Origin of the sequence: Mycolicibacter sinensis (genome assembly GCF_001667375.1) — a bacterium.
Taxonomy (GTDB): Bacteria; Actinomycetota; Actinomycetes; order Mycobacteriales; family Mycobacteriaceae; genus Mycobacterium; species Mycobacterium sinense_A.
Map to the genome: position 1 here is coordinate 74,908 of NZ_LZIN01000037.1, position 13,053 is coordinate 87,960.

At 68.1% G+C, this 13,053-nt stretch carries 10 protein-coding genes; 8 read left to right on the forward strand and 2 right to left on the reverse strand.

Annotated elements, in window-relative coordinates; all coding sequences use genetic code 11:
• Window positions 1-19: 19 nt before the first annotated feature.
• The 5 genes from A5771_RS07490 to A5771_RS07510 are packed head-to-tail and all read left to right on the forward strand — an operon-like array spanning window position 20 to window position 4,909.
• Window positions 20-1,441 (forward strand): ABC transporter substrate-binding protein, encoded by a 1,422-nt coding sequence (locus A5771_RS07490; protein ID WP_064854576.1) that lies wholly within the window; start codon window positions 20-22, stop codon window positions 1,439-1,441.
• Window positions 1,438-2,319: a carbohydrate ABC transporter permease gene (locus tag A5771_RS07495; protein WP_064854577.1), complete on the forward strand. Its 882-nt coding sequence runs from the start codon at window positions 1,438-1,440 to the stop codon at window positions 2,317-2,319. Before A5771_RS07490 ends, A5771_RS07495 begins: the two co-directional genes overlap by 4 nt.
• Complete coding sequence (locus A5771_RS07500; RefSeq protein ID WP_064854578.1) at window positions 2,316-3,143, forward strand: carbohydrate ABC transporter permease; 828 nt, start codon at window positions 2,316-2,318, stop codon at window positions 3,141-3,143. The genes A5771_RS07495 and A5771_RS07500 overlap by 4 nt, the downstream gene beginning before the upstream one ends.
• Window positions 3,144-3,147: 4 nt before the next feature.
• Entirely contained in the window at window positions 3,148-4,293 is a 1,146-nt protein-coding gene (locus A5771_RS07505) for an ABC transporter ATP-binding protein (protein ID WP_064854579.1), read from the forward strand.
• 7 nt (window positions 4,294-4,300) lie between these two features.
• Entirely contained in the window at window positions 4,301-4,909 is a 609-nt protein-coding gene (locus A5771_RS07510) for a suppressor of fused domain protein (RefSeq protein WP_064854580.1), read from the forward strand.
• Window position 4,910: 1 nt separating this feature from the next.
• Here the strand turns inward: A5771_RS07510 and corA are convergent, their stop codons facing one another.
• Complete coding sequence (gene corA, locus A5771_RS07515) at window positions 4,911-5,945, reverse strand: magnesium/cobalt transporter CorA (RefSeq protein WP_064854581.1); 1,035 nt, start codon at window positions 5,943-5,945, stop codon at window positions 4,911-4,913.
• Between the two features lie 171 nt (window positions 5,946-6,116).
• Between corA and A5771_RS07520 the strand changes: the two genes are divergently transcribed.
• Entirely contained in the window at window positions 6,117-7,106 is a 990-nt protein-coding gene (locus A5771_RS07520) for a malate dehydrogenase (protein ID WP_064854582.1), read from the forward strand.
• 4 nt (window positions 7,107-7,110) lie between these two features.
• Here the strand turns inward: A5771_RS07520 and A5771_RS07525 are convergent, their stop codons facing one another.
• Window positions 7,111-10,401, reverse strand: coding sequence for a helix-turn-helix transcriptional regulator (locus tag A5771_RS07525; protein ID WP_428844391.1), 3,291 nt, complete (start codon window positions 10,399-10,401; stop codon window positions 7,111-7,113).
• Window positions 10,402-10,560: 159 nt separating this feature from the next.
• Between A5771_RS07525 and A5771_RS07530 the strand changes: the two genes are divergently transcribed.
• Both A5771_RS07530 and A5771_RS07535 read left to right on the forward strand, forming a co-directional pair.
• Window positions 10,561-11,796, forward strand: coding sequence for a cytochrome P450 (locus A5771_RS07530; protein WP_064854583.1), 1,236 nt, complete (start codon window positions 10,561-10,563; stop codon window positions 11,794-11,796).
• 66 nt (window positions 11,797-11,862) lie between these two features.
• The gene (locus A5771_RS07535) at window positions 11,863-13,050 is read left to right on the forward strand and encodes an NAD(P)-dependent malic enzyme (RefSeq protein WP_064854584.1); all 1,188 of its coding nucleotides are present in this window, start codon (window positions 11,863-11,865) and stop codon (window positions 13,048-13,050) included.
• Window positions 13,051-13,053 lie beyond the last annotated feature (3 nt).

Below are 13,053 nucleotides of genomic sequence, written 5' to 3' on the forward strand. Positions count from 1 at the left end.
GCAACGGGAGGCGGGTGGCGTGGCGAGTCGGCGCGGTCGCGTACGGCCGCTGGGCGCGGCCGCGCTGGCGGCGCTGAGCGTCGCCTCGGCGGCAGCGGCCTGCGGCTCGGCCGGACACGCCGGTGACGGCCTGGTGATTAGTGTGTACACCCCGGCCAACGACAGCGCCACCTTCCGGGCCATCGCCGCGCGCTGTACCGAGCAGGCCGGTGGGCGCTACCGGATTCAGCAGTTCAGCCTGCCGCGAGCCGCCGACGACCAGCGCCTGCAACTGGCCCGTCGGCTCACCGGTAACGACCGCACGCTGGACGTGATGGGCCTGGATGTGGTGTGGACCGCCGAGTTCGCCGAGGCCGGCTGGGCGCTGCCACTGTCGGCCGACCCGGCCGGAAAAGCCGAAGCCGATGTTGCAGACGACACTCTGCCGGGGCCGCTGGCGACCGCCCGCTGGCGAGACCGGCTCTATGCCGCCCCGCTCATCACCAATACCCAATTGCTCTGGTACCGCCCGGATCTGATGAGCACTGCCCCGTCGACCTGGGACGGGATGGTCGCCGAGGCGGCCCGGCTGCACGCCGCCGGCGAGCCGAGCTGGATCGCGGTGCAGGCCAAGCAGTACGAGGGTCTGGTGGTGTGGTTCAACACCCTGCTGGCCAGCGCCGGGGGCCGCGTGCTCGACGACGACGGCAAGACGGTCACCCTGACCGACACCGCCGAACATCGGGCCGCCACCGTCGCCGCGCTGCGGATCATGCAGGCGGTGGCGAGGGCCCCGGGCGCTGATCCGTCGATCACCCAGAGCGACGAGGGCACCGCCCGGCTGGCCTTCGAGCAGGGCAAGGCGGCACTGGAGGTCAACTGGCCGTTCGTGCTGCCGTCCATGCTGGAGAACGCGGTCAAGGGCGGCGTGGGTTTTCTGCCGCTGGACCGGCGGCCGGACCTGGCCGGCAGCATCGACGGTGTGGGCTCGTTCGCGCCCAGCGACGAGCAGTACCGGATCGCCTACGAGGCCAGCCGCAAGGTGCTCGGATTCGCGCCGTATCCGGCAGTCTCCCCGGGCCATCCGGCCAAGGTGACCTTGGGCGGCCTGAACCTGGCGGTGGCCCGAACCACCCGTCATCGCGCGGAGGCGTTCGAGGCGGTGCGGTGCCTGCGCGACGCGGCCAACCAGAAATATGTCGCGATCGAGGGTGGCCTGCCCGCGGTGCGCACCTCGGTGTACTCCGACCCGCAATTCCAGCAGAAGTACCCGCACCACAACCTGATTCGCGACCAACTCACCCACGCCGCGGTGCGCCCGGCGACACCGGTCTATCAGGCGGTGTCCACCCGCATCTCGGCGACGCTGGCGCCGATCACCGCCATCGACCCGGAGCGCACCGCCGACGAGCTCGCCGTACAGGTGCAAAAAGCCATCGACGGCAAGGGACTGATCCCGTGACCGCGCACGCCGACGAGAGGTCACAGCGCCGGCTGGCCCTCGTGCTCGTCGCCCCGGCGGTGGTCCTGATGCTGGCGGTGACGGCCTATCCGATCGGCTACGCGATCTGGTTGAGCCTGCTGCGCTACAACCTGGCCACGCCGGACGACACCGCATTCATCGGCCTGGCCAACTACCAGACCACCTTGACCGACTCCTACTGGTGGACCGCCTTCGCGGTGACGCTGGGTATCACCGTCGTCTCGGTGGCCATCGAATTCGTGCTGGGTCTTGCGCTGGCGCTGGTGATGCACCGCAGCATATTCGCCAAGGGAATGGTGCGCACCGCGGTGCTGGTGCCCTACGGCATCGTCACGGTGGCCGCCGCCTACAGCTGGTACTACGCCTGGACTCCGGGCACCGGCTACCTGGCGAACCTGCTGCCGGCCGGCAGCGCGCCGCTGACCCACCAACTGCCGTCGCTGGGCATCGTGGTGCTGGCCGAGGTGTGGAAGACGACGCCGTTCATGGCGCTGCTGCTGCTGGCCGGGCTGGCCTTGGTCCCCGAGGACCTGCTCAAGGCGGCGCAGGTCGACGGCGCCGGCCCCTGGCGGCGACTGGTCAAGGTCATCCTGCCGATGATGAAACCCGCCATCCTGGTGGCCTTGTTGTTCCGCACCCTTGACGCGTTCCGGATCTTCGACAACATCTACGTGCTCACCAACGGCTCCAACAACACCGGCTCGGTGTCGATCCTGGGCTACGACAACCTGTTCAAGGGCTTCAACGTGGGACTGGGTTCTGCGATCTCGGTGCTGATCTTCGTCTGCGTCGCGTTGATCGCTTGGGTGTTCGTCAAGGTGTTCGGCGCCGCAGCGCCGGGATCGGACCAGAAATGACCGATGTTCGCCGCCGCGCGGCCTGGCTGATCATCGATGTGGCGGTGGTGGCTTACGCGCTGGTGCCGGTGCTGTGGATCCTGTCGCTGTCGCTCAAACCGACGTCGACGGTGAAGGACGGCAAGCTGATTCCGTCGTCGGTGACCTTGGACAACTACCGCGGCATCTTCGCCGGGGACGTGTTCGGCTCGGCGCTGGTCAACTCGGTGGGCATCGGGCTGATCACCACGGTGATCGCGGTGGTGATCGGCGCAATGGCCGCCTACGCGGTGGCGCGGCTGGACTTCCCCGGCAAGCGGCTGCTGGTCGGGGCCGCACTGCTGATCGCGATGTTCCCCCAGATCTCGCTGGTCACACCGATTTTCAACATCGAGCGGGCCACCGGGCTGTTCGACACCTGGCCGGGGCTGATCATCCCCTACATCACCTTCGCGCTACCGCTGGCGATCTACACGCTTTCGGCGTTCTTCCAAGAGATTCCGTGGGACTTGGAGAGGGCTGCCAAGATGGACGGCGCCACCCCCGGTCAGGCGTTCCGCAAGGTGATCGCGCCGCTGGCGGCACCGGGCATCGTCACCGCGGCGATCCTGGTGTTCATCTTTGCCTGGAACGACCTGCTGCTGGCGTTGTCGCTGACGGCGACCAAAGCCTCGGTGACCGCGCCGGTGGCGATCGCCAACTTCACCGGCAGTTCGCAGTTCGAGGAGCCGACCGGCTCCATCGCCGCCGGCGCGATGGTGATCACGGTGCCGATCATCATCTTTGTTCTAATCTTCCAGCGACGGATCGTGGCCGGACTGACCTCCGGTGCGGTGAAGGGATAGACCGATGGCAGAGATCGAACTCTCGCACGTCACCAAGAGCTACCCCGACGGTGCCATGGCGGTCAAAGATCTGTCGCTGAGCATCGCCGACGGCGAGTTCATCATCCTGGTGGGACCGTCCGGCTGCGGGAAATCCACCACGCTGAACATGATCGCCGGCCTGGAGGAGATCTCGTCGGGGGAGTTGCGGATCGGCGGCGAACGCGTCAACGAGCGCGCGCCCAAGGACCGCGACATTGCGATGGTGTTCCAGTCCTACGCCCTGTATCCGCACATGACGGTGCGGGGCAACATCGCGTTCCCGTTGACCCTGGCCAAGATGAAGAAGGCGCAGATCGCTGAAAAAGTGGCTGAAGTCGCCAAAATCCTTGATCTGACCGACTTTCTGGATCGCAAGCCCTCGCAGCTCTCCGGTGGGCAGCGTCAGCGCGTCGCCATGGGGCGAGCAATCGTGCGGCAGCCCAAGGCATTCCTGATGGACGAGCCGCTGTCGAACCTGGACGCCAAGCTGCGGGTGCAGATGCGCAGCGAGATCGCCCGGCTGCAGCGGCGGCTGGGCACCACCACCGTCTACGTCACCCACGACCAGACCGAGGCGATGACGCTCGGAGACCGGGTGGTGGTGATGCACGGCGGAATCGCGCAGCAGATCGGCACTCCCGACGAGCTGTATGAGCGGCCCGCCAACCAGTTCGTCGCCGGGTTCGTCGGCTCGCCGGCGATGAACTTCTTCCCCGGCACCCTGACCGCGGCCGGTGCGCGACTGCCGTTCGGTGAGGTCCCGCTCGACGCGGCGACTCGCGACGCGATCGGCAAGCATCCGGCGCCGGCCGGCGGCGAAGTGGTCATCGGGGTGCGTCCGGAACATCTCGGCGATGCCGGACTGCTCGATGATGCCCAGCGCCGGCAGGCGGTCACGTTCGGGGCCCGCGTCGACCTGGTCGAATCGCTGGGCGCCGACAAGTACCTGTACTTCACCCCGAACGAGCCGGCCGGGACGTCCGGTGAAATCGAACTGGTGGCACGGGTTCCCGCCGCGTCCAAGGCGGCCGGCGGGCAGCCCATCGAGCTGGCCCTGGACGCCGGCAAGGTGGTGGTGTTCGACGCCAGGTCCGGGGTGAACCTCAGCGTCGCACCGGCCGGACGGTGAGCCGCCGGTGAGCGACGATCTGGAGCGGGTGCGCGAACACCTGCGGGCGCATTTCACCGCCGCGGGCATCACCTCCCAGCCCGACGCCGCGCGCGTGACGTTCCTGGGTGTCGAGCCCATCGAGGTGTTGCGGTTCGGCCCCGGGCCCGACCGGATGGTGCACTACGCCTCGGTGGGTTGCTCGCGGCATCCGATGGGCGATCCCGGCCAGATCCTGGCTGACCCGGTGCATGGCCCGCGCGCAGAAGTGGTTCTGCGCCTGCGGGTTTCGGGGTCTGATGCCGGGCTGGCCCGCAGTCTCGCCGCGGTGGCGGCCGCTCCGGTGGTGGAGGGCGTGGTGCTGGCCCCCGACGCGTTGATGGACCTCGGCGGGCCGCTGTGGACCCGGCAGTCGGGGGCGGTGCCGTTCACCGCGATGCTGCTGGGTGACAGCGATATCGCCGAGTTGCCGCTGGCGCAGCCGCGCGAACCGGTGCGGTTCTTCTCGGCCACCCCGATCACCGCGACCGAGGCGGCCTGGGTGCGGCTCAAGGGCGCCGACGCGATGCGGGAGGCCTGGCGGACCGACGGGGTGGATGTCTTCGACCCCGCCCGCCCGGCCTCCCAGCCCGCCTAGCTCAGAGCCAGCCGTTGCGGCGGAACGCGCGATACAGCAGGGTGCAGATGCTCACCATCGCCGCCAGTACCACCGGGTAACTGAACGTCCAGTGCAGGGCGGGCATGTGGTCGAAGTTCATTCCGTAGATCCCGGCGATCATGGTGGGGACGGCGATGATGCCCGCCCAGGCCGACATCTTGCGCATGTCGGTGTTCTGCTGCATGCCTACTCGCGCGAGCGCCGCCTGCACCAGCGAGCTGAGCATCTCGTCGTAGCTGGCGATCTGCTCGGCGACGCGGGTCTGGTGGTCCCCGACGTCGCGCAGGTAGCGCCGCACCTCCTTGGAGATCAGGTCCTTGTAGTCGGTCTGCATCCGCTGAAACGGAAGCGACAGCGGTGCCACCGCGCGCCGCAGTTCGACGACTTCGCGCTTGATCTGGTAGATCGGCTCGACGTCGGTGCGGGTGCCGGGCGCGAACGCCACCTCCTCGATGGTGTCGAGGTCGCTTTCCATCAGGTTGGTCACCTCGACGTAGCGGTCGACCACGTAGTCGGCGATGGCATGCATCACCGCGTACGGGCCCAGTCGCATGTGCTCAGGGTCGGCGTCCATGCGTTTGCGGACGTTCGACAGGCCGCTGTGTTCGCCGTGGCGCACGGTGACGACGAAGTTCTTGCCGACGAAGATCATGATCTCGCCGGTCTCGACGATCTGGCGGGGGAGCACCACCGATTCGTGCGGGACGTAGTTGACGGTTTTGAGCACCAGGAACAGCGTCTCGTCGTAGCGCTCCAGCTTGGGCCGCTGGTGGGCGTGCACGGCGTCCTCGACGGTCAGTCGGTGCAGCTCGAACGTCGCCGCCACCGCCTGCATCTGACGCTCGTCGGGCTCGTGCAGGCCCACCCAGACGAAGGCATTGCGGCTGTTCGCCTCGATCTCACGCACTTTGGCCATCGCCCCGGCCGGGGTGAAGTCGCCGGGAACCCGGTCGCCGTCGGCATAGACGCCGCAGTCGACCAACACCCGGGGAACCGGGTCGCGCAATGCCGTCATGGCGGCCCTCCCTCCGGCGCACACGTGCCGGTGAAATGCTACGCGCCCGGCCCCAAAGTGACCGGTCAGCGCGGTTCGGCCGGGGTCCGGAGTTTCCGTGCGGCCGGCGGTGCGCTAGTTTCGACCCGGACCAATTCCAGCCAAGCCGAACCCGTTCGAGGAGCACTTGACGTGAGCACAACCCCGCTGAAGGTGGCCGTCACCGGCGCCGCCGGCCAGATCGGCTACAGCCTGCTGTTCCGCCTGGCCAGTGGCTCGCTGCTGGGCCCCGACCGGCCGATCGAACTGCGTCTGCTGGAGATCGAGCCCGCGCTCAAGGCGCTCGAGGGCGTGGTGATGGAGCTCGACGACTGCGCCTTCCCGCTGCTGTCGGGGGTGCAGATCGGCTCGGACGCGAACAAGATCTTCGACGGTGCCAACCTGGCGCTGCTGGTCGGCGCCCGCCCGCGCGGCCCCGGCATGGAGCGCAGTGACCTGCTGGAGGCCAACGGTGCGATCTTCACCGCGCAGGGCAAGGCGCTCAACGCGGTCGCGGCCTCCGACATCCGGGTCGGTGTGACCGGTAACCCGGCCAACACCAACGCGCTGATCGCGATGAGCAACGCCCCCGACATCCCCAAGGAGCGCTTCTCGGCGCTGACCCGCCTGGACCACAACCGGGCGATCTCGCAGCTGGCCGCCAAGACCGGCGCCAAGGTCACCGACGTCAAGAAGATGACGATCTGGGGCAACCACTCGGCGAGCCAGTACCCCGACATCTTCCACGCCGAGGTCGGTGGGCGTAACGCCGCCGAGGTCGTCGGTGACCAGGCCTGGATCGAGAACGACTTCATCCCGACCGTCGCCAAGCGCGGTGCGGCGATCATCGACGCGCGCGGTGCCTCCTCTGCCGCCTCGGCGGCCTCGGCCACCGTCGACGCCGCCCGGGACTGGCTGCTGGGCAGCCCGGACGGGGACTGGGTGTCGATGGCGGTGGTCTCCGACGGCTCCTACGGTGTGCCCGAGGGCCTGATCTCCTCGTTCCCGGTCACCACGAAGAACGGCGACTGGAGCATCGTGGGCGGCCTGGAGATCGACGACTTCTCCCGCGGCCGGATCGACGCCTCGACCGCGGAGCTGGCCGAGGAGCGCGAAGCGGTCACCGGGCTGGGGCTGATCTGAGGTCTTAGGTCCGGCGGGCGACCTCCTGGGCGAGCTGTACCCGGGAGGTCAGCCCGAGCTTGGTGTAGACGTGGGTGAGGTGCGTCTGCACGGTACGCGGTGAGACGAAAAGCCTTGCGGCGATGTCTTTATTGCCCATACCATCGCGGACGAGGCGGACGACGTCGAGCTCGGTCGGGGTCAACGACGCCCAGCCCTTGGACGGACGCTTTCGCTCACCGCGGCCGCGCTGCGCGTAGGCGATCGCCTCGTCAGTGGACAGCATGGCACCCTCGGCCCAGGCCTGCTCGAAGTCGTTGGCCTCCATGGCATTACGCAGCGTTGCCACCGATGCTTCGTATGCCCCGTCGTGGAACTTGAAGCGAACCGCGCCGATGCGCTGCCGGATCCCGTACGCCGCGCCGAAAAGGCGGGCCGCTTCGCGGTGACTGTCGGTGCTGCACGCCATGGCAGCCAGGCACTCGAAAACTTCGGCAATCCCGGTCTGCGCCTTTGTTTCGGCGGCGATCGCCAGCGCCTCGTGAAGGTCACGCTCGGCTCGGTGCGGGTCACCGTGGGCGATGGCGACGCGGGCTCGCGGCACCAGTCCCATGATCCGGTACCACCCGATCGTTGCGGCGATGCCCTCGTCGGCCCACCGCTGTGCGGCGTCGAGATCACCGGCGGCCAGGGCCGTCTCCGCTCGGGACCACCGGAATATGGCCGCGATTTCGTCGTGGACGCCGATGTGATGCCACATGAGCTCCTGCGCCTCCTTGGCTGCCGCGGCGTCGCCGCGGGCCAGGGCCGCCAGTCCGGCCGCCATGTGGGCGACGCCTTCGTGTACCCGGCTCAGCACCGCGCCGGTCTCGATGAGCGCGCCCACCGCGTTCTCGGCCTGGCTGATCTCGCCCTGGAACGCCGACACCAGGGCGAGGTTCTGTAGGCCGAGGAACCGGTTGAGGATATCGCCGGCCGCGTCGGCCTCGGCGATCATCTCCCGGCACCGTGCGGCCTCCCCGGCGAGATCGCCTTGCAGGTAGTGCGCCATCCCGGTCCAATTGCGGCAGTAGCGTGAGTGGAACTGGTCGCCAATGGTTTCGGCCAGCTCGCGTCCCTCCTCGCCGGCCTCTCGGACCCCCATCAGGTCGCCCACCACGGCGGCGGCGTACGTCTTCCACCCGAGGATCTGGGTCAGCCGCCACTGGTCACCCAGCGTGCGGGCGATCTCAATGGCTTCGGCGAAGTACGGTCGCGCCATCTCCGCGTTATAGGCGGCGATGCCGACGCAGGCGGTGAGCGCCCTGGCAAGCAGCGCCGGGTCGTCTAGTTCGCGTGCGATAGCTGCGGCTTCCTGAGCTTGCTCCGTGCTGTCCAATGCCAAGCCCCAGGCGTTGAGAAGTGCCTTGTCGGCCAGCGCTCGTGCGCGTACCGCGCGGGGCAAATCGGCGCCGTCGGCGGCGAGGACGGCATCGAACCAGGCCGCCCCTTCCACGATGCGTCCCCGGGACAGCCAGATCGGTAGAAGCGACGACGCCAAGCTCATCGCTTGCTCGATGTCGCCGTTTTCCTGGCTCCACGCGAACGCGGCGCGCAGATTGTCGATCTCGGATTCAACCTGTTCGAGCGCCTGCCCGTGGGTATCGCTGCTAGGGCTGTCGAGGATGGCGGCCAAGGCCGTGTAGTGATCACGATGACGGCCGCGGACGTCATCGGCCTCGCCGGATTCGCCCAGCTTCTCCAGGGCATACTGACGCACCATCTCCAACATGCGGTAACGGGTTCGGCCCCTTGCGTTTTCGGCGCCTACCAGTGACTTGTCGACCAGCAGGGTGAGCTGATCGAGCACGTGGTGGCCCTTGATGGAGTGGCCACTTGCCACGAACTGTGCGGCGTCGAGGTGGAAGCCACCCATGAAGGCAGCCAGTCGACGGAATAGCACCCGTTCTGGTTCGGTCAGCAGCGTATGCGACCAGTCGACGGAGGCGTGCAGGGTTTGCTGTCGACGCACAGCCCGCCGCGAGCCACCGGTCAACAGCCGGAAGCGGTCATGCAAGCCGTAGAGGATCTCCTCCAGCGAGAGCGCCCGAATCTGCGCTGCGGCCAGTTCGATCGCCAGCGGCATTCCATCGAGGCGTCGACAGATCTCCGCGACCGCGGTCGCGTTGGTGTTGGTGAGGACGAAGCCGGGGCAGACACGCCGCGCCCGGTCGGCAAACAGGTCGATGGCCTCGTCGAGCAGCGATAGTGACGGCACCCGCCAGGTAACCTCGCCGTCCACGGCGATCGACTCCCGGCTGGTCGCCAGGAATCGCAGTCCAGGACAGGCGCCGAGCAGCTCGATCGCCAGGGCTGCCGTCGCGTCAAGCAGATGTTCGCAATTGTCCAGCACCACCAGCATGTTCCGCGCGCCGATGAACCGGATGAGGGTGTCCATGGTGGAGCGGCCCGGCTGGTCGGGCAGCCCCAGCGAACGCGCCGCGGCCACGGGCACCAGTTCCGGGTCGGTGATCGGCGCGAGGTCGACGTACCACACGCCGCCGCTGAACTCGTCGGCCAACAGCGCCGCGATCTCGACCGCCAGGCGGGTCTTGCCGGCGCCCCCGGCACCGGTCAAGGTGACGAGCCGGTTGTCGGCGAGCAGTGCTCGCACGTCGGAGATCTGACCGGTGCGCCCGATGAATCGGGTCAGCTGCGGTGGAAGATGCTGTGAAACAACGGGTTCAGCTGTGCGCAGCGGAGGAAATTCGTTGCGCAGATCCGGGTGGCACAGCTGCACGACCCGCTCCGGCCTGGGTGCGCCGCGCAGCGGGTAGCAGCCCAGCTCGATCAGCCAGGCATCGGTGGGAAGCCAGTCGACCACCAGAGCTTCAGCCGCTCCGGAAAGTACCGTCTGGCCGCCGTGAGCCAGATCGCGGATGCGCGCGGTGCGGTTGATGGTGGGGCCGATGTAGTTGCCCTCGTCGCGCAGCTGCGCCTCACCGCTATGGAGGCCGATCCGCAGCCGGATCGGCGCCAACGGTGCCCGCTGTAGCTCCAGCGCGCACCCCACCGCGTCGCTGGCCCGGGTGAAGGCCAGTACGAAGCTGTCGCCCTCGCCCTGCTCCACCGGCCGCACACCCCGGTAGGCGGCAACCAGCTCCACCAGTGTGCGATCCAGCCGTGCCACCGCCAGGGTCATCTCATCCGGTTGGAATTCCCACAACCGCGTGGAGCCTTCGACGTCGGCCAAAAGCAACGTCACCGTTCCGGTCGGCAGCTCGCTCACGCCCACCTCGCTCCACTTCACCAGCGGCGTGTCAACGCGTTCGCTCATGCTAGCCAGCATGCGGTCACCGGGTACGGCAAAACATCAGCAGATATGCGTAGATTGCGCGCGGATTTACGACCCCGCGCGCGGCGAGCTACGCGTTTTGACCGATGGTTTTGTTCTCGGACCCTCCGATAGTTGATTTCAGCCGACCAAGGAGGCCCCATGACTACCGCCCCTACCAGCAGCCGCCCCAACATCTTCAGCGCCGACCTACCCCGGCTGGCTTATGACCATCTGTACGACCCGGACGAGGCACACCAACGCATCGCCGAGGCCCGGCAGCAAGCACCGCTGGCGATGGGACCGCACGGACCCGAGATCCTCAACTACGAGCTGGTGCACACCGTGCTGCGCGACCCCCGGTTTGCCACCGCCCGAGGCCTCGGGCTGGATCTGCAGGGCATCACCTCGGGACCGCTGTGGGACCGGGCCGTTCGCAACATCCTCAGCCTCGACGGCGAGCAGCACCATCGTCTGCGCCGGTTGGTGTCCAAGGCCTTCGCACCCCGCTCGGCCGGGCGGCTGCAGTCACTGATCATCGAGGTCATCACCGACTTGGTTGCGCCGCTGACCCCCCGTGGCCGCTGCGACGTGGTCAGCGAGATCGCCCGGCGCTACCCGACGCCAATCATCTGCGCGCTGTTGGGTGCACCGCGCGAGGACTGGCAGCTGTTCTCGGACTGGACCGATGACATCAAGAAGATCTTCGACTGGAACGTCGGGAACGACGCTCCGGACATTCTGGCGGCCTGGCAGAGCCTCGACGCGTACCTGGAGAAGATGGTCGCCGCGCGGCGCGCGAACCTGACCGATGACGTGCTCTCCGACCTGATCCGCGCCGAAGACAACGGCGACCGACTCGCGCACGCCGAATTGCTGATGCTCGCGGCGACCCTGTTGGGCGGCGGCACCGACACCACCCGCAACCAGTTGGCCGCCGCCGTCCATGCGCTCTGCGATCACCCCGAGCAATGGGCAGCACTGGCCGAGCGCCCGGACCTGGCACCGCAGGCCGCCGAGGAACTCATGCGCTATTACCCCGTCGTCTTCGGCACCCTCCGTAGAGCTGTTGACGACGTCGAACTCGGCGGGGTCGTCATTCCCGCCGGCACCCTCGTCATCGCCAACATTGCAGCCGCCAACCGCGATCCGGAGGTGTACACCGACCCTGGCTGCCTGGACATCACCCGCGATGACGCACCGCCGGTCCTGACATTCGGCGGTGGCCTGCACTACTGCCTCGGGTCCCATCTGGCCCGGCTTGAACTCAGCGAGGCGCTGCGCGTCATCACCCGCTGCATGGACAACCCACGGCGGAGCGGCCCGGCGCCCTGGAAAGCCATCACCGGAATCACCGGACCGGCCACCCTGCCCATTGAATTCGGCGCCGCAAGCTGAGCCGCCCCGTGGCTCAGCCTGGCCGACCTGAGGCTGTGAGAGCGAGCGCAGTACCCTGGACTATCGATGCCCGAGAACCTTGTGAACACGGCGAACAACTCGCCGATTGTCATCGGAGACGAAGAGATCTTCGAAGCCCACCAGGGTGGAAAGATCTCCGTCGAACTGAAAACCCCGCTGGACAGTCAGCGCGCCCTGTCGATCGCCTACACGCCCGGGGTGGCGCAGGTCAGTCGCGCCATCGCGGCCGATCACACGCTGGCGGCCCGCTACACCTGGGCGCACCGGCTGGTGGCGGTGGTCAGCGACGGCACCTCGGTGCTCGGGCTGGGTGACCTCGGGCCGTCGGCATCGCTGCCGGTGATGGAGGGCAAGGCCGCGCTGTTCAAGACGTTCGCCGGCCTGGACTCCATTCCCATCGTGTTGGACACCAAGGACCCCGACGAGATCGTGGAGACGCTGGTGCGCCTGCGTCCGTCTTTCGGGGCGGTCAACCTGGAGGACATCTCCGCCCCGCGCTGCTTCGAGATCGAGCGCCGGGTGATCGAAGCCCTGGACTGCCCGGTGATGCACGACGATCAGCACGGCACGGCGATCGTGGCGCTGGCGGCGTTGATGGGCGCGGCCAAGGTGCTCGGTCGGGACATCTCGTCGCTTCGGGTGGTGGTCTCCGGAGCCGGCGCGGCCGGGGTGGCCTGCGCCAACATCCTGCTGTCGGCGGGCGTCTCGGAGATGATCGTGCTGGATTCGCAGGGTGTACTGCACACCGACCGCACCGATATGAACATCGTCAAGGCCGAGCTGGCCCAGCGCACCAACCCCGGTGGCCGCACCGGCGGCCTGGCCGAGGCTCTCGCCGGCGCCGACGTGTTTCTGGGGGCATCGGGAGGAGTGGTGCCCGAGGAGCTGATCGCGTCGATGAACCCCGGCGGGGTGGTGTTCGCGTTGTCCAATCCCGACCCGGAGATCCACCCCGACCTGGCCGCCAAGTACGCGGCGGTGGTGGCAACCGGCCGCAGCGATTTCCCCAACCAGATCAACAATGTGCTGGCCTTCCCCGGGGTGTTCCGCGGTGCATTGGACGCCGGTGCGCAGCGGATCACCGAGGCGATGAAATTGGCTGCCGCTGAAGCGATTTTCTCCGTCGTCGCCGAGGATCTGGCGCCGGACCGTATCGTGCCCAGCCCGCTGGATCCCCGGGTCGAGCCGGCCGTAGCGGCCGCCGTCGCGGCGGCCGCCGACTCCGCGTCGTAGAGC